23 protein-coding genes and 1 tRNA gene are annotated in these 19,440 nt (G+C 62.9%); 5 read left to right on the forward strand and 19 right to left on the reverse strand.

Translation table 11 applies throughout. The features are described from left to right. Window positions 1–7: 7 nt before the first annotated feature. Window positions 8–385, reverse strand: coding sequence for a GrlR family regulatory protein (locus V1293_RS07615; protein WP_334508137.1), 378 nt, complete (start codon window positions 383–385; stop codon window positions 8–10). 259 nt (window positions 386–644) lie between these two features. On the opposite strand from V1293_RS07615, the gene V1293_RS07620 reads away from it, so the two are divergent. Together V1293_RS07620 and V1293_RS07625 are read left to right on the forward strand one after the other, a co-directional pair. Continuing rightward, complete coding sequence (locus V1293_RS07620; RefSeq protein ID WP_057839093.1) at window positions 645–845, forward strand: hypothetical protein; 201 nt, start codon at window positions 645–647, stop codon at window positions 843–845. A 50-nt stretch (window positions 846–895) separates the two neighbouring features. Next, window positions 896–1,384 (forward strand): GcrA family cell cycle regulator, encoded by a 489-nt coding sequence (locus V1293_RS07625; protein WP_334508139.1) that lies wholly within the window; start codon window positions 896–898, stop codon window positions 1,382–1,384. A gap of 55 nt (window positions 1,385–1,439) precedes the next feature. Here V1293_RS07625 and V1293_RS07630 read toward each other — a convergent pair whose 3' ends face one another. Both V1293_RS07630 and V1293_RS07635 read right to left on the reverse strand, forming a co-directional pair. Further along, window positions 1,440–2,408: an SDR family oxidoreductase gene (locus tag V1293_RS07630; protein ID WP_334508141.1), complete on the reverse strand. Its 969-nt coding sequence runs from the start codon at window positions 2,406–2,408 to the stop codon at window positions 1,440–1,442. A 121-nt stretch (window positions 2,409–2,529) separates the two neighbouring features. Continuing rightward, entirely contained in the window at window positions 2,530–3,435 is a 906-nt protein-coding gene (locus V1293_RS07635; protein WP_334508143.1) for a dihydrodipicolinate synthase family protein, read from the reverse strand. 547 nt (window positions 3,436–3,982) lie between these two features. Between V1293_RS07635 and V1293_RS07640 the strand changes: the two genes are divergently transcribed. Next, a complete protein-coding gene (locus V1293_RS07640) occupies window positions 3,983–5,236 on the forward strand; it encodes an acyltransferase family protein (RefSeq protein WP_334508145.1) in 1,254 nt (417 codons plus the stop codon). Between the two features lie 6 nt (window positions 5,237–5,242). On the opposite strand, the gene V1293_RS07645 is transcribed toward V1293_RS07640, so the two are convergent. The 7 genes from V1293_RS07645 to V1293_RS07675 form a co-directional block, all read right to left on the reverse strand. Beyond that, window positions 5,243–5,320, reverse strand: a tRNA-Pro gene (locus tag V1293_RS07645). A 92-nt stretch (window positions 5,321–5,412) separates the two neighbouring features. Further along, window positions 5,413–5,967, reverse strand: a complete 555-nt coding sequence (locus V1293_RS07650) for a MerR family transcriptional regulator (protein WP_334508147.1) — start codon at window positions 5,965–5,967, stop codon at window positions 5,413–5,415. A gap of 91 nt (window positions 5,968–6,058) precedes the next feature. Next, a complete protein-coding gene (locus tag V1293_RS07655; RefSeq protein WP_057858942.1) occupies window positions 6,059–6,388 on the reverse strand; it encodes an integration host factor subunit alpha in 330 nt (109 codons plus the stop codon). 130 nt (window positions 6,389–6,518) lie between these two features. Continuing rightward, on the reverse strand, window positions 6,519–7,496 hold the full coding sequence (locus tag V1293_RS07660; RefSeq protein WP_334508152.1) for a beta-ketoacyl-ACP synthase III: 978 nt from the start codon (window positions 7,494–7,496) through the stop codon (window positions 6,519–6,521). Next, entirely contained in the window at window positions 7,493–8,530 is a 1,038-nt protein-coding gene (plsX, locus tag V1293_RS07665) for a phosphate acyltransferase PlsX (RefSeq protein WP_334508154.1), read from the reverse strand. The genes V1293_RS07660 and plsX overlap by 4 nt, the downstream gene beginning before the upstream one ends. Before the next feature lie 303 nt (window positions 8,531–8,833). Next, window positions 8,834–9,421, reverse strand: coding sequence for a YceD family protein (locus tag V1293_RS07670; RefSeq protein WP_334508156.1), 588 nt, complete (start codon window positions 9,419–9,421; stop codon window positions 8,834–8,836). Beyond that, on the reverse strand, window positions 9,418–9,981 hold the full coding sequence (locus V1293_RS07675) for a ubiquinol-cytochrome C chaperone family protein (RefSeq protein WP_334508157.1): 564 nt from the start codon (window positions 9,979–9,981) through the stop codon (window positions 9,418–9,420). The genes V1293_RS07670 and V1293_RS07675 overlap by 4 nt, the downstream gene beginning before the upstream one ends. A 130-nt stretch (window positions 9,982–10,111) precedes the next feature. Between V1293_RS07675 and V1293_RS07680 the strand changes: the two genes are divergently transcribed. Together V1293_RS07680 and V1293_RS07685 are read left to right on the forward strand one after the other, a co-directional pair. Further along, complete coding sequence (locus V1293_RS07680) at window positions 10,112–10,588, forward strand: outer membrane protein assembly factor BamE (protein WP_442894216.1); 477 nt, start codon at window positions 10,112–10,114, stop codon at window positions 10,586–10,588. Between the two features lie 105 nt (window positions 10,589–10,693). Next, window positions 10,694–11,698, forward strand: coding sequence for a Bug family tripartite tricarboxylate transporter substrate binding protein (locus V1293_RS07685; RefSeq protein ID WP_334508158.1), 1,005 nt, complete (start codon window positions 10,694–10,696; stop codon window positions 11,696–11,698). A 28-nt stretch (window positions 11,699–11,726) separates the two neighbouring features. Here V1293_RS07685 and V1293_RS07690 read toward each other — a convergent pair whose 3' ends face one another. The 9 genes from V1293_RS07690 to nrdR form a co-directional block, all read right to left on the reverse strand. Further along, the gene (locus V1293_RS07690; RefSeq protein ID WP_334508159.1) at window positions 11,727–11,882 is read right to left on the reverse strand and encodes a hypothetical protein; all 156 of its coding nucleotides are present in this window, start codon (window positions 11,880–11,882) and stop codon (window positions 11,727–11,729) included. A 105-nt stretch (window positions 11,883–11,987) separates the two neighbouring features. Next, window positions 11,988–14,108, reverse strand: a complete 2,121-nt coding sequence (locus V1293_RS07695) for a sodium-translocating pyrophosphatase (protein WP_334508160.1) — start codon at window positions 14,106–14,108, stop codon at window positions 11,988–11,990. A 336-nt stretch (window positions 14,109–14,444) separates the two neighbouring features. Beyond that, on the reverse strand, window positions 14,445–14,654 hold the full coding sequence (locus V1293_RS07700) for a cold-shock protein (protein ID WP_028345703.1): 210 nt from the start codon (window positions 14,652–14,654) through the stop codon (window positions 14,445–14,447). 210 nt (window positions 14,655–14,864) lie between these two features. Next, window positions 14,865–15,860 carry a thiamine-phosphate kinase gene (gene thiL, locus V1293_RS07705; protein WP_334508161.1) on the reverse strand — a complete coding sequence of 332 codons (996 nt, stop codon included), beginning with the start codon at window positions 15,858–15,860 and terminating at the stop codon, window positions 14,865–14,867. Next, on the reverse strand, window positions 15,853–16,347 hold the full coding sequence (nusB, locus tag V1293_RS07710) for a transcription antitermination factor NusB (RefSeq protein WP_334508162.1): 495 nt from the start codon (window positions 16,345–16,347) through the stop codon (window positions 15,853–15,855). The genes thiL and nusB overlap by 8 nt, the downstream gene beginning before the upstream one ends. Window positions 16,348–16,350: 3 nt before the next feature. Next, on the reverse strand, window positions 16,351–16,842 hold the full coding sequence (gene ribH / locus V1293_RS07715) for a 6,7-dimethyl-8-ribityllumazine synthase (RefSeq protein ID WP_214492970.1): 492 nt from the start codon (window positions 16,840–16,842) through the stop codon (window positions 16,351–16,353). Between the two features lie 215 nt (window positions 16,843–17,057). After that, window positions 17,058–17,666 carry a riboflavin synthase gene (locus tag V1293_RS07720; RefSeq protein WP_334508164.1) on the reverse strand — a complete coding sequence of 203 codons (609 nt, stop codon included), beginning with the start codon at window positions 17,664–17,666 and terminating at the stop codon, window positions 17,058–17,060. Window positions 17,667–17,798: 132 nt separating this feature from the next. Continuing rightward, window positions 17,799–18,953 carry a bifunctional diaminohydroxyphosphoribosylaminopyrimidine deaminase/5-amino-6-(5-phosphoribosylamino)uracil reductase RibD gene (gene ribD, locus V1293_RS07725; RefSeq protein WP_334508166.1) on the reverse strand — a complete coding sequence of 385 codons (1,155 nt, stop codon included), beginning with the start codon at window positions 18,951–18,953 and terminating at the stop codon, window positions 17,799–17,801. Next, window positions 18,950–19,432 (reverse strand): transcriptional regulator NrdR, encoded by a 483-nt coding sequence (gene nrdR, locus V1293_RS07730; protein WP_057849401.1) that lies wholly within the window; start codon window positions 19,430–19,432, stop codon window positions 18,950–18,952. The genes ribD and nrdR overlap by 4 nt, the downstream gene beginning before the upstream one ends. Window positions 19,433–19,440 lie beyond the last annotated feature (8 nt).

The following is a 19,440-nucleotide window of genomic DNA, read 5'->3' on the forward strand; positions in this document are numbered from 1 at the left end:
GCCGCGTTCAATATTCCGAACGCAACTGCAGCCTGGCGTGAAACACGACGCTGGTTTTTCCGACCAGCGCCGTTCCATTCACTTCCGCCGCGTCGGCGGAATAGGCGCCGGTAAAGCCGCAGGTGACTTCGCGCCCGCCGAACAGCGGCAGGCTGCCTGCGGACTTCGTGTGCTCGTTGGTGATCAATTCGCCGCGCCATTTGCCGTGATCGGCGCGATAGGACCCCGTGTAATAGAAATATGAGTCGCCGCCGGCGATCTTGCCGTCGTGCAGCACGATCACGCCGTTGGCCCGGCCGTGCCCGCCGTCCGTCATCTCGATCTGGATGGTGTAGAGACCGTTCGTTACCGTCATTGCGCCCTTGCCGTCGTCCCCCGACATCATCGGCATTCCCTGCGGCGCGAGGCAATCAAGAAATGGGCGCGCGGTGGATCGTTTCGCCGCGGCGGCGAACGCTACCCAGGGCCTTCCGGGAGCCCTGCGCAACAGGTGTGCAGCCAGTCCACAGACCCAGCCCCGGGTTTTTAACTGCTTTTTCAATCGGATAGGAAACTATCCACAAGCCGTTTGACTCATGTGTGCAAAACTAAATAGAGTCGAAATAGTAACTTTTCAGTACATCGTTTAAAAGTTAGCGTTCCCCATGGCTACTGAAAAAGCCGAAACCGACCGCGTTCCCGTTACGTTGGCGCTCTCGACCATCAATTATCTCGAAAGACTGGTGAGACAGGGCACCCACGGCACCAGCGTTCCCGGCGTCGCAAGGACTTTGATCGAGGAAGGCATTCGGCTCGCCATCAAGGACGGGCTGCTTGCGATCCGCGACAACGGAAAGGCGTCCTGACGGGAATTTTCGGAACGCGGCGGTTCACACAGAATGTGGAACCGAGAAACATGCTTACGAATCTACCGACCTGGACCACCGATCGCATCGAATTGCTGAAGAGTCATTTTGAAGCCGGCCTCACCTGCCGCGAGATCGCAGCCAGCATCGGCGTCAGCCGCAACGCGGTGATCGGCAAACTTGCCCGCCTCCAGTTGACGCGCGGCCCGGCCCGTGCCGAACCGCGCCCGACCAAGGCCGCCCGAGAGCGCTCCCGAAAGTCCATTCCGCGCCTGCAATATCAGATACTGCAGGCCGTCTATGAAAACGCGCAGCCGCTCCAGGAGGAGCCGATCGCAAGCGAACGCCGCTGCTCGCTGTACGAACTCAGCAACGAACGCTGTCGTTGGCCGATCAGCACGCCCGGCGCTGAGGATTTCTGCTTTTGCGGCAATACGCCGGTGGAAGGCATGCCGTATTGCTCCGGGCATACCCGCCTCGCCTACCGTCCGGGCTCGCGCCAGCGCGTGGTGCGAGGACAAGGCAACCGGTTCGCGTGAAGAAAACGCCTTAACACAGGAGCCTCCGTTCTGATTCAATCAGAACCGATCGGCCCTAGCCGAGCCGCCAGCCGACCTCTTCCGTAAAGCTCTTGTAAAACTCCGGCGTGTAGGCCTTTTCCGGGGCCTGCCGCACCCGTTCGTCGAGCTTGTGGGCGTCGTCGCCGACGAGAATACGCCAACGCTCGGCCTTGACGCCGTCGAGGATGATCTTTGCCGCGGCCGCCGCCGTGGTCGGCGCCTCGTCGCGGAAGGTGCGCGCGCGGTCGAGCGCGATCTGCTGAATATCGGCGTCCGACATCGGCGCGGTGTCGATGCCCATGCCCTTCAGGCGCTGCCGCGTCGCCAGGATTTCATTCGGGCTCAGTTCTTCGGATTCCGATCCGCTCTGGATCTTGCGCGAATTGGAGACGATCGACGTGCCGATATGCCCGGGCATCACGACCGAGCATTTGATGTGCGGGGCGTTGAGCCGCAGGTCGGTCATCAACGCTTCGGTAAACCCTTTCACCGCGAACTTGGCGGCGCTGTAGGCGGTGTGCGACGCGCCCAACCCGACCGACGCCCAGAAGCCGTTGACGCTCGATGTGTTGACGATGTGGGCCTCGTCCGCCTTCAGCATCAGCGGCAGGAAGGTTCGGACGCCGAGATAGACGCCGCCCCAGCAGATGTTGAAGGTGCGCTCCCACTGCTCGCGCGTGTTGGTGAACAGGCTGCCGCCGCCGCCGATGCCGGCATTGTTGAACAAGAGATGGATCTTGTCGGTTGCCTGCTGCTCGATCAGCTCATCGCGAAAACGCTGGAGATGAGCCTCAATCGAGACGTCAGCGACATGCGTGGTGACGCGCAACCCCTGCGGAAGTTTTTCTGCCTCGCACATGCGCTTGGTCTCGGCCATCGCCTCCAGGGAAACGTCGCACATCGCGACGTTGCAGCCTTCGGCCACGAGCTGGCGCGCGAGTTCGCGGCCCATGCCCGTGCCGCCTCCGGTGATCACGGCAAACTTTCCGGCAAAGTCCTTCATTGAGATCGTTACCTCGGTTTTCGTTTTTGAATTGGAGCTCATGCCAACGGAGCCCGTGCGTAACTGGACAGTAGCAGGTGAGAACCGCGGGTAAAGCGCAGCGACGTTTCGTCCGGCGGAATTACTCCGCCGCTTCGGTTTGACGGTCCGACGCACCCAATCCCTCCAGCGCCTTGCTGATGGCGGCCTGTTGCGCGGGCGATGCTTCCGGCATCGGTGCGCGGGAGAATGTCGTGGGCAGGCCCTGCAGCGATTGCGCATAGCGCGTGCACGCGGGCAGATTGTCCGAGACGATCGCGTTCCACAACGTCAGCAGTTTTTGGTGCAGCTCCAGCGCGCGAACATGGTTGCCCGCCTTGACCCCGTTCCAGAGTTCGACGGAAGCGTGCGGCGCGGCGCTCAGGATCGCCGCGATCGAACCGTGCGCGCCGAGCGCGTAGGACGGATACATCAGCGCGTCGACGGCGCTGTAGATCAATTTGTCCGGCGCCATCATCATGAGATCGGCAAACAGCTTCAGATCGCCCGCGCTCTGCTTGACGCCGACGACCAGCGGCACCTCGTTCATGATGCGGGTCAAAAGCGCCGGTGAGAGATAGGACCACGGCACCACGTTGTAGATGATGATGGGCATGCCGGTTTCGTCAGCCATGCGGCGGAAATGATCGACCATCGCCTGCTCGTCCGGCTTGAACAGATAATGCACCGGTGTCACCTGAAGTGCTGCGACGTTCATGTCGCGCACCAGTTTGCCGCGGCGGATCGCGTCGCGGGTGGAATCGACGATGATGCCGGCGATGACGGGTACGCGCCCATTGGCGGCTTCCACCGTCGCCGCCACCAGGTCGCGATACTCCTCATGGTCGAGCGTATGCCCCTCGCCGGTCGACCCGCCCGCCGCCATGCCATGGCTGCCGGCGCCGATCAACCAGTCGACCTGGGGAGCAATCAGGTTGAAATCGATCTCGCCGTCTTTCCGGAACGGCGTCGTCATCGGCGGTATCACGCCGGTGGGACGTGTTTTCATGGGCTGGCCCTCGCGTTTCGATTCCCTGATAACGGGTGTATCCCCGTCTTTCCCGACATGCCCGCCGGTTGCGGCAAGCCTATTGAATGCCAGGATCGCGATCCAGTTGCGGAATTGACAGGGCTGGGCATCTGAAACGCCGTGCAAGTTCCCGCGTGCGGCACAGCCAGGTCCGGCGCGACGCATATTCGCTGGATTCACCGCAGGCGAGCATGTTGGGGCGGTAATTGTAGAAGCACATTTGCGGCGGTCGGTCCCCGATGCAGCGGCGAACGGGTGCGGCAGTCTGACCTCGCAGCCAACAACCGTTAGTTGATTAACCATTTACATCCCGTGAAGTTGTATTTCAGAATCAATACTATCTTCACGTTTCATCGTTATTCGGGTCTCAGCTGAATACGGGACCCGTATGGCCAAAGACGTAGTTGAGCTTGTGAGCTCCCGGTATGGCGTTCGCAACCTTGCGCGTCGATTTGGAGCTACAGCTCGAAAGGGCCTGCGGCCCAAATCAAGTCACGATTTTCCCGAGCACGGCCGCATTCCGCCGATGACTTCCCCACCGCTCGCACCGACGGACGGCGCACCGATCGTTTCCTCGTTCGACCCGCGGCTCGAAAGCCTGCGTGGCCTCGCGGCGCTGATGGTGTGCGTGCACCACGGGATGAGGGTGTTCGCCGACAATGCGAGTCTTGTTGCCATGGACGCGCTGCTGTTTGCCTTCAATTCGGCGGCGGCGGTAATCTTCTTTTTCGTGCTGAGCGGTTACCTGCTCGGCCGCGCGTTGGAGCGCGACGGCGCATTCGTGGCCTATCTGGTACGACGGCTGTTCCGGTTGCTCCCGCCCTTCGTGGTCGTGGTGCTGTTCACTTTCGCCTGCGAGCGGCTCTTCCGTATCGAGCCCGTCCCGTCCGGCTTGATGCCGGGCTTCCAGCGCATGTTCTGGCCGCAGCCGACCTGGGATGCGCTGTGGGACAACCTGCTGCTCAGGTCGGCCACGGTGAACGGTCCGACATGGACGCTCCTTGTGGAACTGCTGGGCGCCCTGATGCTGCCATTTGTGGTTGCCGCGCACGTCAGAATCGGGCCGCGGTGGCGCTGGGCGCTGTTCATCGCGACCACGACGCTGCTCGCGATCAGCCCTTACCACACGCTGTTGTGGTTCTATTTCGGCTATTTTCTCGCCAAGGAGGTTGGAGTGTTGCTGACGGAATGGCGGCAGCTTGCCGCAGTCACGTTCGTCGTCGGCCTGATCGGCCTCGAGATGGCCGGCACCAATTCCGAATTCTATACGATCGGCATCGTCATCCCGTCAGCGATCGCAGCGGCGCTCATGATCGGCGCGGTGGCGGCATCGCGCGAGCTGCTGCAGTGGACGATGGTTGCGCCGCTGCGGTTCCTCGGACGAATCTCGTACAGCCTCTATTTGGTGCACTGGCCGATCTTCTACGTCTGCGCCTTACTCGCTATAATTTGCCGCCCGATCGTGCCGACCCATACCTGGGGGAATCTGGTCGTGACGGTGACGTCCGCGATCGTCGCGATCGGCCTCGCCGCGCTGTCATATCGATTTGTCGAAGCGCCGTCGATCAGAGCGGGCAAGTCGGTGTCGCATGTCCTGGCGCGGACATGGACGAGGATTGGGCGACCGCAAGCCGAGGCGGCTGAAGCGGCGGCCGGGCCTGGCAGGTCAAGCGAGGCCTTTAAGGGCGACATTGCGAAGGAGATCGTCGCCAAGATACGGAAGCCCATCGCCTCATGCGGACGAATGGGCCAGCAAACAGAAACTTTAGGGAATCAGTAGGCTAAATGGTCGGAGCGAGAGGATTTGAACCTCCGACCCCTAGTCTCCCAGACTAGTGCGCTAACCGGGCTGCGCCACGCTCCGATGCCGTTCCATTAGCTGCGATCAGCGCCCGGCGCAAGACGCGCGAACGGCCTCATTGAGGCGACAGCCGGACAGTTCCCCTGCCCCGCGCCTCAGCCGTCCTTCAGGGCGGTGTCCAGCAATTGCCGGCAGGCGACCAGGTCCTGCAGCACCCGTTCCAATCGTTCGCGGTCTGCGTCGGAGGGTCCGGGCTTGCCCTTGGCGAACGGCAGCAAAATGCCGTCCTCGTCGGTATCGGCAAAGCGGTAGTCGATTTCTTTCTCTTCGGTCTCGTAATCCTCGTCGTCGGCATCGACGGTCCGGGTCTCGCCCTCCTCCGGCTCCTGCAGGCTGAGACCGATCGCCTCCTCGACCGCGCCGAAGGTGACGGCGGAAGTCTGGTCGGCAAGACCTTGCACCGATTTGATGCCGTGCTCTTTGAGGATCCGCTGCACGCCGCGGATGGTGTAGCCCTCGCCGTACAGTAGCCGGCGGATGCCCTTGAGCAGGTCGACATCGTCGGGGCGGTAATAGCGCCGCCCGCCGCTTCGCTTCATCGGCTTGATTTGGGCGAACCGCGTCTCCCAAAACCGCAGCACGTGCTGGGGAATGTCGAGCTCTTCAGCGACTTCGCTGATGGTACGGAACGCATCCGGCGCTTTGTCCAAATGCTCGCTCCTCTCAACTCGTGTTGTTTGTGAAGACGATTACGCGGTCTTGCTACGCGGCCTGCATACGCGGTCGTGGTACCCGGTCTTACTATTCAGCCTTGCTTTCGCCATTGCCAACCGCATGACCGTTGATGCGCTGCTTGAGAATGGCCGACGGCTTGAACACCATCACACGGCGCGGCGAGATTGGCACTTCGGTACCGGTCTTCGGGTTACGTCCGATCCGCTGACCCTTCTTGCGCACCATGAAGGAGCCGAACGACGACAGCTTCACCGTCTCGCCCTTCTCCAGACAATCGGTGATCTCTTTCAAAACGAGTTCGACAAACGCCGACGACTCCGTACGCGACAAGCCTACCTTCTGGTAAACCGCCTCGCACAAATCGACACGTGTGACTGTTTTTCCGGTCCCGGTCATCGCCTGCCCCGCACTCTCGGCGAACAATTTATTCCCTGAAATTAGGAGGTTAGCACGCAATGGTCAACAGTGAGCATCATGCAGAAGCATGGAACACGCTGCAATTTTAATCGGTATTTTTACGCAGGGCTTACCAGCGCACGAGCGCGGATCCCCAGGTGAAGCCGCCGCCCATGGCCTCAAACAGCACCAAATCGCCTTTCTTCACGCGCCCGTCCTTGACGGCAACCGCGAGCGCCAGCGGGATCGACGCCGCCGACGTATTGCCGTGCTGATCGACGGTCAGCACCACTTTCTGCGGCGCAATATGAAGTTTGTGCGCTGAAGCATCGATGATTCGCTTGTTGGCCTGATGCGGGATGAACCAGTCGATGTCATCGGCCGTCAGACCGGTGGCGTTGAAGGCATCGACGATCACGTCGGTGATCATGCCGACCGCGTGCTTGAACACCTCGCGGCCTTCCATCCGCAAAAGGCCAACGGTCTGGGTTGAGGACGGACCGCCATCGACATAGAGCTTCGACTTGTGGCGGCCGTCGGAACGCAAATGCGTCGTCAGCACGCCGCGGTCGCTCGATTTGCCCTGCTCCGTCTGCGCCTCCAGCACGACCGCGCCGGCGCCATCGCCGAACAGCACGCAGGTGCCGCGGTCGTTCCAGTCCAGAATCCGCGAAAAGGTCTCGGCGCCGATCACCAGCGCACGTTTGTAGGTGCCTGTGCGCAGGAAATTATCGGCGGTTGCCAGCGCGAAGACGAAGCCGGAACAGACCGCCTGCAGGTCGAAAGCAGCGCCGTGGTTGATGCCGAGGGCCTCCTGCACCGCGACCGCAGTGGCCGGAAACGTGTTGTCCGGCGTCGAAGTCGCCAGCACGATCAGGTCGATCGCCTGGGCGTCGAGCCTCGCATGATGCAGCGCGGCGCGTGCAGCCTTGATCGCCAGATGCGAGGTGAACTCGCCCTCGGCGGCGACGTGGCGCTCGCGGATGCCCGTGCGCTGCACGATCCACTCGTCGGACGTATCAATGCGGCTCGCCAATTCGGCATTGGTCAGAATCCGCTCCGGCAAATATGAGCCGCAGCCGAGCACGACCGAACGTATTGCAGTCACGAGCCAACCTCCTGCGCGATCTGCGCCTGTACCAGCGCACTGATCTTGGTGAGGAGATCGCAGCGGACCATCTCATAGCCAACATCAACTGCGTAGGCAAAGCCTTCGGCGTTGATTCCGCCGTGGCTCTTGACAACCACACCTTTCAGTCCAAGCAGCACACCACCATTGGATTTGTTCGGGTCGAGCTTGTCCCGGAGCGCCTTGAAGGCGCTGCGGGCGAACAAATAGCCAATCTTGGATTGCCAGCTGCTCGCCATCGCATTGCGCAGAAAATCGGCCATCTGGCGCGCGGTACCTTCCGCGGCCTTCAATGCGATGTTGCCGCTGAAACCTTCCGAGACGATCACGTCAGCCGCGCCCGCACCGATCCCGTCACCCTCGACGAAGCCGATATAGTCGAGCTCCGGAAGATTCATCGCGCGCAACTGTTCCGACGCCTTGCGAATCTCCTCGCCGCCCTTGACCTCCTCCACACCGATATTGAGCAATCCCACGGTCGGACGCTTCAGGCCGAACAGCACGCTCGCCATCGCGCTGCCCATGATCGCGAGCGATACCAAATGATGTGCGTCGCCGCCGATGCTGGCGCCGAGATCGAGGACGACGGAATCGCCGCGCGCCGTCGGCCATACGCCGGCGATGGCCGGCCGGTCGATGCCGGGCATGGTGTGCAGATGGAAGCGCGCCATCGCCATCAGCGCGCCGGTATTGCCGGCGGAAACCACCGCGTCGGCATCGCCCTTCTTCACCGCGTCGATCGCAAGCCACATCGACGAGTTCTTGCGGCCGCGGCGCAGCGCCTTGCTCGGCTTGTCGTGCATGCTCACGGTGACGTCGGTATGGACCACACGAGAGACCTTTTTCAGCGCCGGATAATTCGCAAGCTGCTCGTCGATCAGCTTGCTGTCGCCATAGAGCAGGAATTCGCTGTCGGGATGACGTTTCAAAGAGATGGCGGCGCCGGGAATGACGACCGATGCGCCGACATCGCCACCCATGGCGTCAAGCGCGATTCGAACCTTTTGCGGCATGAACGTCCCGGAAACCTGATCTCTTGCGGCCCTCGTAGAGCGCGGCCGCGCACTGGAAAGGCACCGCCAAAGCGGTGCTCGGCAAGACGCATCCCCGCGCCTCCGCCGGGCCGCGACAATAGCGTGTCCCCGTCCCGACACAACCTCTTGACCACGGTCTTTTGGCGAAAAGGCAAGCGCTGTGGCCCGAAATCCAGAAGGTAAAATATCCCGATATAATTCAATATCTTACGCGAGATTCCTGGCGGGATATGACAACCACTTCGAACCGATTGCAGCTTCGCCGGCCACTTTAACCGCCGGCTACTTGCCCTTGGGCTTCCCGGTGCCGGACTTTTTCGGTTCTGCCTTCAACGCCTTGAGCGCCGCGAACGGGTGATCCTCGGGATCGGCGGCTTCAACCACCGGCTCAAATACGGCGCCGGGTTTGCGCGGATATGGATCGACCGCGAGATACAATGCGTCGGTGGCGACCCGGCCGAGATCGATCAGGCCGTTCTCGATCGGCTCGGGCGGATCGGGCGTCTCCTCGTCGCCTTGCTCGGCCTCATCGACCAGCGCGGCCATCTGCGGGATCTGCTCGGGCGGCGCGAAGATCAGATCGATCGGCTCATCGATGTCGTTCTCGATCTCCTCCAGCGTCACCACGCAGGTCTGTCCGACCCGCGCCCGCACGTGGCCGGCCACCTGGAAGCGGCCACCGCTCTTTGGCGTGACGTCGAACGAGGCCTGCACCGAAAGCACCTCACGCAGGCCTCCAACATCGGCCACCGCGTTGCGAATGGCCTGATCGGCCTCGAGGTCGCGATGCAGGCCCGTCTCCGGTATCTGCGCCACCGCGACGGGGACGCGCCACGGGTCGGGCTTCTCTGTCGTGCCAGTCTTGGTCATTGCTGCGCGCCATTCTCCGGCAAGGAAAACTCTGGCAAGGGAAACTTGGCCGAACCGCTCACCAGCGCCGCCTCGTCGATTCTGTCGAGAGCGGCCATCGCCGCCTTGGCATAGGCGGCAAGCAGGCGGGCCTTTTCGATGTTCTCGCCGTTCAGGATATTCTTGCACATCGCCTGCGCCAGTGCCTCGCGGCCCTCCGTCAGCGCCATGTCATAGGCCGCCGTCCGGCCATAGAAGGCCTCGCCGAAGGCCTGCATGCGCTTCGGCACCGTGAGGTCGCCAACCCCCATCTCGCGCAGATTATCGTCCATATCGTTACAAAAATGGTCGAACAGCCCCTGCGACAGGGCCGTGCCGCCCTCCGCCGATTTCAGGCACCGCAAGAACAGCCACAAATGCAGCAGAAGCAGGTCAAAACGGCCGTTAACCGTGTCCGGAACCCCAAAGTCCCGATAAAACAACGGTTCTCGCGCCTGCGTCACGATCATGCCATAGATGGCCTCGATGGTGCCGCGCAACGGCGTCCGGGGTTTCCTGAAGTGATTGAACGGCCAAAGCATCGTGGGTTCCGCAAGCGAGCCCTCCAGATTCTTTGTCCGGGGCCCGCGCATGTTGCATTCAAGCGTGCTGCCCGGTACGTCAACGCACCGCGCGATGCAAGAGGACGGGCTAATTCCTGAGATGACCGAGATGAGCCACCTGAGCACCTGCGTGCCCTCGCCGCGCCGCCTGACCGTGCGCCGGCGCGGTTTTCGCGCGGCTGCAGCCGTGGCACTGATTTGCGCAGCGCTGGGCGGATGCACCGGCGAGCAGTTCCAGAAGGGCTATATCCTGCCGCCCAACGCACTGGAGCAGATTCCGATCGGGGCCAGCCAGGATCAGGTGCTGATCGTGATGGGAACGCCGTCGACGGTCGCGACCCTGAACGGCGAGGTGTTCTATTACATCTCGCAACGCTCCGAGCGCAAAGTCGCGTTCATGAATCAGCAGGTCGTCGACCAGCGCGTGATCGCGATCTATTTCGACAAGAATCGCCAGGTGCAGCGGCTTGCCAATTACGGATTGCAGGACGGCAAGATCTTCGACTTCATCAGCCGCACCACGCCGACTTCCGGCCAGGAACTCAGCTACCTGACGCCGTTGTTCAAGCTCTTGAGCTTCAACTAGAGCTCAGTTCCGCCACGCGGAAATCCTGCCCAAGTCGCCCGCTTGCCCTGCACGCGCGCGCTGCCTACGCTTCCCGCAAATAATGATTCAGCAGGGAGTGAACTTGTGACGATTAAAGCTATTTCTCGACGCCGCGTTTTGACCGGAGCTGCGGCCGTTTCAGCGGCGGCAATCTTGCCTCGTGCGAGCTACGGCTCCGACTGGCGGCCGACCGAGACCGTGCGTCTCATCGTGCCGGCGGCGGCTGGCGGCAGCACTGATGTGATGGGACGATTGCTGGCCGCGCATCTGCAGACCGCGTGGGGCCAGTCAGCGGTGGTGGAAAACCGCTCGGGTGGCGGCGGCACCATCGGCACCGCCGAAGTCGTGCGGGGCAAGGCGGACGGCCACGTCATCCTGGTCGGCAATCCCGGCCCGAACGCGATCGCCTACAGCATCTTCCGCAACATGCCCTACAAGGCCGACCAGTTGCAGCCGGTCAGCAACATGATCCGGATTCCGAACATCGTGTCGGCGCATCCCTCGACCGGCATCAAGTCGATCCCGGAACTCATCGCCTATATCAAGGCCAATCCCGACAAACTGACCTACGCCTCCTCCGGCGTCGGACAGAGCCCTCACCTCACCGGCGCCTGGTTCCTGCAGCTCACCGGCCTGAAGATGGTGCATGTGCCGTTCCGCGGCGCGGGTCCGGCGCTGCAGGCGGCGCTGGCCGGCGATATCCAGATTCTGTTCGACAACCTCTATCCCTCACTGCCGCAGACCCAGGACGGCAAGCTGAACGCGCTCTGCGTCACCACGACCGAGCGCAGCGCGCTGGCGCCGAACATTCCGACCATGCGCGAGAGCGCGCCCGAACTTTCGAAATTCGACGTCTCCTCCTGGTTCGGAATCTTCCTGCCGAAAGCGACGCCCGCTCCCGCCGTCGAATCGCTCAACAAGGAGATCAAGGCGATGCTGGCGCGCGAGGAGATCAAGAAAACCATCGCCAACATGGGCGCCACCGCCGACTGGGGCACGCCGCAGCAATTCTCCGATTTCGTGCAGGCCGAGACGGCGAAATTCGGCGAGATCATCAAGCGCGAAGGCCTGCAGATGGACGTGAATTGAGGGGGCGCGCGAAGACGCGTGCCTAGCACTACGATGACTTGTTGATCTTCTTGACCTTGGCATCGGTGGCTTCAATTGACAAAGCCAGTTCCAGGATGGCCTGGGACAGCAGTTCGATGGCCTCCTTCTGATCCTGCGACTTGGAGGCGCGGAGTGCATAATTCCGGGCAGATGAGAGCGACATAGATTGATCTCCGTGTTGTCCGCGTACAGCGAACGAGATTCATGCCAAGCAAAAACCCCGCGGCTCGCACCGCGGGGTTTTTCTTTTCGTTGAGCTTATCGCCGCTCAGTGCGCCAGGATTGCCAGCAGTAGCAGCGCCACGATGTTGGTGATCTTGATCATCGGGTTGACGGCGGGACCGGCCGTATCCTTGTAGGGATCGCCGACGGTGTCGCCGGTTACCGCCGCCTTATGGGCGTCGGAACCCTTGCCGCCGAAATGGCCGTCCTCGATGTACTTCTTGGCGTTGTCCCAGGCGCCGCCGCCCGAGGTCATCGAGATCGCGACGAACAGGCCGGTCACGATCACGCCGAGCAGCATCGCGCCGACGGCGGAGAACGCCGCCGACTTGCCGGCCGCGCCGCCGCCCGCGATCGCGTAGATCACGAAATAGACGAAGATCGGCGACAGCACCGGCAGCAGCGACGGGATGATCATTTCCTTGATCGCCGCCTTGGTCAGCAGGTCGACGGCCTTGCCGTAATCAGGCTTGTCGGTGCCCTGCATGATACCGGGCTTCTCGCGGAACTGGCGACGCACTTCCTCGACGATCGCTCCGGCTGCGCGGCCGACCGCGGTCATGCCCATCGCGCCGAACAGATACGGCAGCAGGCCGCCGAACAGCAGGCCAACCACGACGTAGGGGTTGTTGAGCGAGAAGTCGGGCAGCACGCCCTGGAAGTACGGATGCTTCGTGGAGTTGGCGATGAAGAACTTGAGGTCTTCATTGTAGGCCGCGAACAGCACCAGCGCGCCGAGACCGGCGGAGCCGATCGCGTAGCCCTTGGTGACCGCCTTGGTGGTGTTGCCGACCGCGTCGAGCGCGTCGGTCGACTTGCGGACTTCCTTCGGCAGGCCGGCCATTTCGGCAATGCCGCCGGCATTGTCGGTAACCGGGCCGAAGGCATCGAGGGCGACGATCATGCCGGCCAGCGCCAGCATCGTCGTGGTCGCAATCGCGATGCCGAACAGGCCGGCAAGGCTGTAGGTGATGAGGATACCGGCGATGATGACGATCGCGGGCATCGCGGTCGATTCCATCGAGATCGCCAGACCCTGGATCACGTTGGTGCCGTGGCCGGTGACCGAGGACGATGCGATCGACTTCACCGGACGATACTCGGTGCCGGTGTAGTATTCGGTGATCCAGATGATCAAGCCGGTGACGGCGAGGCCGACGACGCCGCACTCGAACAGCGCCATGCCGGTGTATTTCACGCCCTCCAGCGAGCCGAAACCGATCAGCCAATTGATGACGGCGGCAACGCCGAGCAGCGACAGCACGCCGGTCGCGATCAGGCCCTTGTAAAGCGCGCCCATGATGGACTGGCTGGCGCCGAGCTTGACGAAGAAAGTGCCGATGATCGAGGTGATGATGCAGACGCCGCCGATGGCGAGCGGCAGGGTCATCATGTTCACCAGCAGCGGCGAAGTCGCGAAGAAGATCGCGGCGAGCACCATGGTCGCGACCGCGGTCACCGCATAGGTCTCGAACAGGTCGGCCGCCATGCCGGCGCAGTCGCCGACGTTGTCGCCGACGTTGTCGGCGATGGTCGCCGGGTTGCGCGGATCGTCCTCGGGAATGCCGGCTTCGACCTTGCCGACGAGGTCGCCGCCGACGTCAGCGCCCTTGGTGAAGATGCCGCCGCCGAGACGGGCGAAGATCGAGATCAGCGAGGCGCCGAAGCCGAGCGCCACCAGCGCATCAACGACGACGCGGTCGTTGGCCTTCAGCCCTATGCCGTGGGTGAGAACGGCGAAATAGATGGTGACGCCGAGCAGCGCGAGACCGGCAACGAGAAGACCGGTGATCGCACCCGCCTTGAAGGCGAGCTCAAGGCCACCCGCCAGCGAGGTGGTCGCGGCCTGGGCGGTGCGCACGTTGGCGCGAACCGAGACGTTCATGCCGATAAAGCCCGCAGCGCCCGACAGCACCGCGCCGATCAGGAAGCCGATCGCAACCAGCGTGCCGAGGAAGTAGGCCAGAAGGGCGAAAATCACGACGCCGACCATGCCGATCGTCATGTACTGGCGCTTGAGATAAGCCTGCGCGCCTTCGGCCACCGCAGCGGCGATTTCCTGCATGCGCGGGTTGCCGGCATCCGATTTCAGAACGGAAGACGTCGCCCAGATGGCGTAAACGATCGAAAGCGCTCCGCAGAGCACAATCACCCATAATGCTGTCATAGAAGTTGCCTCAGATGCTGGTTTTCCGCCCCACGCCATCCCGCGAGCGCGGCCGGCGCATATTATGGAGGCCTTCCCTGCCCAAAAGGGTGACCTCAAATCGGCGGGACCATGCCAAAATCGCCTCCCCGGCGCAACGCCGCGGGGGCCAGAATCCGTCGATTTTTGAAAGGATTCACCGCTAACCGGGCCTGCCAACTTGTCGCCCGCGCGGCGGCGGACGCTGGCCCTGAGGTTGGGGCTGGGCCCAAAATACAAGAACCCGCCCAATCCAATCAGGATCGAGCGGGCTCACTAGCCATTCCAGTACATCCGTGAAACGACCGTTTCGAGGCCTTAGACGAGCGACAGGTTTTCCGCGCTCACCTTGCCCCGCATCTTGTCGGTCTTGAGTTCGAACTGAACCTTCTGACCTTCGGCCAGTCCGCCGAGGCCGGCGCGCTCGACGGCCGAGATGTGCACGAACACATCCTTGCTGCCATCGCTCGGCTCAATGAAACCGAAACCCTTTTGTCCGTTAAACCACTTCACTGTTCCCGTAGCCATTTTCTCTTCTCCAAAGCACATAGGCTTTCATTCCGCACGGCGATCGCACGGATTCAAATCCAATATCGACGATGTCTCTGGAAGAAGCTCCTTAAGGAGCGCGTTCGAAAAGGCACGACGGTAATCGAATGGCAATACACCTATAGGTTTTTCGCCGAAATAGCAATGGCCGGCGGGAAATAAAGGCCGACGGCGTTAACGACCCCACCTTCAAAAATGGCTGTAAGACAGCCGTTCCAGCACGATTTCCCTGCCTTGCCCGTCGATGAACTTCGGAACCGCGTCTCCCGCGACTACCGTTCCTATGGAACTCGCGACGACGCCGGCAAGCTTTGCAGCTTGCGCGAACGCCTCGACGCGGTCTTCCGGTAACGTGCACAGGATCTCGTAATCATCGCCACCGGCGATCAGTGTCTCCAGTCCGACAACGCCGCGCGACACCAGATCCTGCGCCGCGCCGGACAACGGGATCGACACGAGATCAATCACCGCGGATACGCCGGACACGCCGCAGAGCTTGGTGAGATCGCCGGCAAGGCCATCCGACACATCCATCGCCGCGCTGGCATAGCCGCGAACGATCTCAGCCATGGCCACGCGCGGCTGCGGCACCCGATAGCGTCCGATCAGTGCCTCGCGCGCGGCCTTGTCGGATGCGGCCGCATGCACCTTCCCGCCGTGCAGGATGGCAAGCCCCAGCGCGGCGTCGCCGATCGTGCCCGTCACAATCACGCGCTCGCCGACCTTTGCCCCGCTGCGATGAATCATCTTGCCCGGCGGCACGCGGCCGAAGGCGGTAACCGAGACCATCAGCGGCCCGGGCGTAGAGACGGTGTCGCCCCCCAGCAGCGGACAATTGAACTGCGCGGCGTCCTCGCCAAGCGCCGCCGCGAACGGCTTTAGCCAGGCCTCGTCAGCGTTGCGCAGCGCCAGCGTCAGCACGAAGCCGGCCGGCGCGGCCCCTTTTGCCGCGAGATCGCTGAGGTTCACCCGCAGCGCCTTGCGCGCGACCGTATCGGGGGGATCGTCGGGCAGGAAGTGCACGCCCTCGACGATGGCGTCCACCGTCACCACGACGTCGTTGCCGTCAGGCTTCAGCGCCGCGGCGTCGTCGTCGAGATGAAAGGCGCCCGGGTCAGTTGCAAGCGGCCGGAAATAGCGCGCGATCAGCGAGTCTTCGCCGGACGCGGGTTTTCCGCTAGCCACGCGCGAACTCGTCGGCGCGGAACTGGCGCGCAATCTGGTCGAGCACGGCGTTGACCATCCCGGTCTCGTCCTTCTCCACAAAGGCGTGCGCGACGTCGACATATTCGGACACGACCACGCGGCCTGGCACATCTTTGCGATGCTCCAGCTCGTAGGAGCCTGCCCGCAGCACCGCGCGCAAAATCGCGTCAATCCGCTTCAGCGGCCAGCCTTTCTGGAGCGCATCGTCGATCAAGGGATCGAGCCTGGCCTGGTCGCGCACCACGCCGGCCACCACATCCTTGAAGAACGCGGCTTCCGCCGGCAGATATTTGTCGCCTTCAACCTCGTTGCCGAGCCAGTGGCTTTCGAACTCGGCGAAGATGTCGTTGATCCCGGCGCCGGCGATATCCATCTGGTAGAGCGCCTGTACGGCGGCAAGCCGCGCCGCGCCACGGCGGTTGGCTTTCTTGTCCGGACTTTTCGCTGGCTTCTTCTGATCTGCCATCGCCTAAGCCTTCGTCAGCCGGCGCTTGATCCGCAGCATCGCCAGCGCGGCGCGCGCGGCGTCGCCGCCCTTGTTCAACTCGCTGGCGCGCGCCCTCGCCCAGGCCTGTGCGTCGGTATTGACGGTTATGATGCCGTTGCCGAGCGGGAAGCCTCTGGCGACCGCGAGATCCATCAGCGCGCGCGAGGATTCGATCGAGACGATTTCGAAATGGATGGTGTCGCCGCGCACCACGCAGCCGAGCGCGATTGCCGCATCATAAGGCTTGCCGTTCTTTTCGGCAGCATCGAGCGCGATCGCGATCGCCGCCGGAATTTCCAGCGCGCCGGGCACCGTGATGACGTCGTGCGTCACGCCGGCAGCCTTCAGCTCGGCAACCGCGCCTTCCATCAACGCATCCTGGATGTCGTCATAGAACCGCGCCTCGACGATCAGCGCGCGCGCGCCTGAAATGTCGGTCTGGTCTTTTAGAGGGGCGCGCCGCGCGTCTGCCATCTTTCAATCCGTTTCACTCAGGTACTGGCGAGCTATGTAGTCGCCGCGAGCGGCTAAGCCAAGCACGAACTCGGTACATCGTCATTCCGGGATGGTCCGAAGGACCAGACCTCAGGGGTGCAATTGCACCCCCGGGGAATCTCGAGATTCCACAATGTGCAACTGCACATTGGGGTTCGATGCTAACGCATCGCCCCGGAATGACGGCTGTGCCGTCACTTCATTTCCGACAGCCGCGCCGCATAGCGGGCCATCAGATCGACCTCGATATTGACCTCGCTGCCGGCGCGCCAGCCGCTGAGCGTGGTGACGCTGAGCGTATGGGGAATGATCAGCACCGAAAACGTGACATCCTCGACCGTATTCACGGTCAGCGACACGCCATCCAGCGTCACCGAGCCCTTGGCGGCGATGAAACGCGCCAGCTCCCGCGTGGTGCGCAGTTCGAACCGCGCCATGTCGGGCAGATCGTCACGCTTGACGATGGTCGCAATGCCATCGGCATGTCCCGCGACAATATGGCCGCCGAGTTCGTCGCCGATCTTCAGCGCGCGCTCGAGGTTGAGTTTGGTGCCTTTGACCCAACGCTTTGCGGTGGTCATGCCGAGCGTCTCGGCGGCGGCGTCAACGTCGAACCAGGTCTTGCCGCTTTCGATACCGGAAGCGACCACGGTCAGGCAGACGCCGTTGCAGGCGATCGATGCGCCGTCAGCAATCGTCGTCTGGTCGTAACGGCAGATGATCCGCATGCGGTGCAACTGGCCCTGCGCCGTTGGCGTGAGGCTCGCGATCTCGCCGATGTCGGTGACAATTCCGGTAAACATTTTCCACCACCGTCATGGCCGGGCTTGTGCCGGCCATCCAGGTCTTCCTTTTTCATTCCGCCGCCAAGACGTGGATGCCCGGGACATTTATCGCGAAGACGTGCTTCGCACTCTTGCCCGGGCATGACGAGCTTAGACAGCGCGCTCACAAATAGTCAGTGTGTCTCTTTGCAGCGTTTCGCTAGCACGTGTCTTGAAGGCAGGCGACCCGGTGATTGCCGACAGCGGCAATGCGTCCAGCGCGGGAATGCCGTCCGTCCCAACCTTATCAGGCCCACGCAACAGCCAGATTTCATCCACCAGGCCGCTGGCGGCAAAGGACGAGGCGACCCGCGAGCCGCCTTCCACCATCAGCCTCGTAATGCCCTTGTCGGACAGCGCGCGCAGCACTGCCGGCAGATCGAGCCCCGGCGGCTGCGCGGTAGCCGCAACGCGCATCACCTGCGCTCCGGCCGCGCCGAGCTTCATGGCCGCGGGGGCCTCGGCGAAGTCCGACGTCATGACCCAGAGCGGCGTCTGGCGAGCGGACTGGACCAGCTTGCTGGTCCCGGGCAGCCGCAGCGCGCGATCCAGCACCACCCGCACCGGCGACCGCGCTTCCATGTCAGGCAGGCGGCAGGTCAGAACCGGATCGTCCGCCAGCACGGTGCCGATGCCGACCAGGATGGCGTCGCATTGCGCGCGCAACAGATGCACCCGCGTCCTGGCCGCCTCGCCCGTGATCGCGACCGGCTTGTGGCCGGCGGCGGCGATCTTGTCGTCGGCGGACACCGCGAGCTTGAGGATGACATGCGGTCGCCTGTCGCGGATGCGGCGGATGTGTCCGGCGTGATCGTGCGCAGCTTCCGCGGCACAAAGGCCGACATCGACTGAAATCCCGGCCGCGCGCAGCTTGGCATGCCCCTGCCCGGCCACTTCAGGGTTGGGGTCTTCAATCGCCGACACCACGCGCGCGATGCCTGACGCGATCACCGCATCGACGCAAGGCGGCGATTTGCCGAAATGCGAACAGGGCTCGAGCGTCACATAGAGCGTGGCGCCCCGCGCGGCCTCGCCCGCCCGCCTGAGTGCCTCCGGCTCAGCATGAGGCCGGCCGCCGGGTTGGGTCCAGCCGCGGCCGATGATGATGCCGTCTTTCACCACGACTGCACCGACGGCCGGGTTCGGCCAGGTACGGCCCAGCCCGCGCCGGCCGAGCGACAGCGCAAGCTGCATGAAGCGCTGATCCGCGGCTTTGGCCTCTTTGGATTTCTGCGCGTACTGGTCTTCCAGAATGCGGAAGATCATTTGCGTAACGTGGCGACCCGTGCGGCGTCTTCCGCGGAGAGTTCGCCGAGCACGGCCTCAAAATCCTTGGCCTCGCGGAAATTGCGGTACACCGACGCGAAGCGCACATAGGCGACGTCGTCGAGCTGGCGCAGATGCTCCATCACGATCTCGCCGATCGCCTCCGAGGATACTTCCGCCTCGCCGCCGCTTTCGAGCTCGCGCACGATTGCAGAAACCATCTTCTCGACCCTTTCAGGATCGACCGGCCGCTTGCGCAAACTGATCTGCAGCGAGCGGACCAGCTTGTCGCGATCGAACGGCACCCGGCGGCCGTTGCGCTTGATCACGGTCAGCTCGCGCAACTGCACCCGCTCGAAGGTCGTGAAGCGGAAGTTGCAGGCGATGCACACCCGCCGCCGCCGGATCACGGCCGAATCCTCGGTCGGACGCGAGTCCTTCACCTGCGTATCGAGACTGTTGCAGCTGGGACAGCGCATCCAATGAA

Source organism: Bradyrhizobium sp. AZCC 1693 (genome assembly GCF_036924745.1).
GTDB lineage: Bacteria > Pseudomonadota > Alphaproteobacteria > Rhizobiales > Xanthobacteraceae > Bradyrhizobium.

Excerpts from the sequence above, each read along its gene's own strand:
- V1293_RS07615 (WP_334508137.1), bottom strand. The coding sequence starts at position 385 with ATGATGTCGGGGGACGACGGCAAGGGCGCAATGACGGTAACGAACGGT.
- V1293_RS07620 (WP_057839093.1), top strand. The coding sequence starts at position 645 with ATGGCTACTGAAAAAGCCGAAACCGACCGCGTTCCCGTTACGTTGGCG.
- V1293_RS07625 (WP_334508139.1), top strand. The coding sequence starts at position 896 with ATGCTTACGAATCTACCGACCTGGACCACCGATCGCATCGAATTGCTG.
- V1293_RS07630 (WP_334508141.1), bottom strand. The coding sequence starts at position 2,408 with ATGAAGGACTTTGCCGGAAAGTTTGCCGTGATCACCGGAGGCGGCACG.
- V1293_RS07635 (WP_334508143.1), bottom strand. The coding sequence starts at position 3,435 with ATGAAAACACGTCCCACCGGCGTGATACCGCCGATGACGACGCCGTTC.
- V1293_RS07640 (WP_334508145.1), top strand. The coding sequence starts at position 3,983 with ATGACTTCCCCACCGCTCGCACCGACGGACGGCGCACCGATCGTTTCC.
- V1293_RS07655 (WP_057858942.1), bottom strand. The coding sequence starts at position 6,388 with ATGACCGGGACCGGAAAAACAGTCACACGTGTCGATTTGTGCGAGGCG.
- plsX (WP_334508154.1), bottom strand. The coding sequence starts at position 8,530 with ATGCCGCAAAAGGTTCGAATCGCGCTTGACGCCATGGGTGGCGATGTC.
- V1293_RS07670 (WP_334508156.1), bottom strand. The coding sequence starts at position 9,421 with ATGACCAAGACTGGCACGACAGAGAAGCCCGACCCGTGGCGCGTCCCC.
- V1293_RS07675 (WP_334508157.1), bottom strand. The coding sequence starts at position 9,981 with ATGCTTTGGCCGTTCAATCACTTCAGGAAACCCCGGACGCCGTTGCGC.
- V1293_RS07680 (WP_442894216.1), top strand. The coding sequence starts at position 10,112 with ATGAGCCACCTGAGCACCTGCGTGCCCTCGCCGCGCCGCCTGACCGTG.
- V1293_RS07690 (WP_334508159.1), bottom strand. The coding sequence starts at position 11,882 with ATGTCGCTCTCATCTGCCCGGAATTATGCACTCCGCGCCTCCAAGTCG.
- V1293_RS07695 (WP_334508160.1), bottom strand. The coding sequence starts at position 14,108 with ATGACAGCATTATGGGTGATTGTGCTCTGCGGAGCGCTTTCGATCGTT.
- V1293_RS07700 (WP_028345703.1), bottom strand. The coding sequence starts at position 14,654 with ATGGCTACGGGAACAGTGAAGTGGTTTAACGGACAAAAGGGTTTCGGT.
- nusB (WP_334508162.1), bottom strand. The coding sequence starts at position 16,347 with ATGGCAGATCAGAAGAAGCCAGCGAAAAGTCCGGACAAGAAAGCCAAC.
- ribH (WP_214492970.1), bottom strand. The coding sequence starts at position 16,842 with ATGGCAGACGCGCGGCGCGCCCCTCTAAAAGACCAGACCGACATTTCA.
- V1293_RS07720 (WP_334508164.1), bottom strand. The coding sequence starts at position 17,666 with ATGTTTACCGGAATTGTCACCGACATCGGCGAGATCGCGAGCCTCACG.
- ribD (WP_334508166.1), bottom strand. The coding sequence starts at position 18,953 with ATGATCTTCCGCATTCTGGAAGACCAGTACGCGCAGAAATCCAAAGAG.
- nrdR (WP_057849401.1), bottom strand. The coding sequence starts at position 19,432 with ATGCGCTGTCCCAGCTGCAACAGTCTCGATACGCAGGTGAAGGACTCG.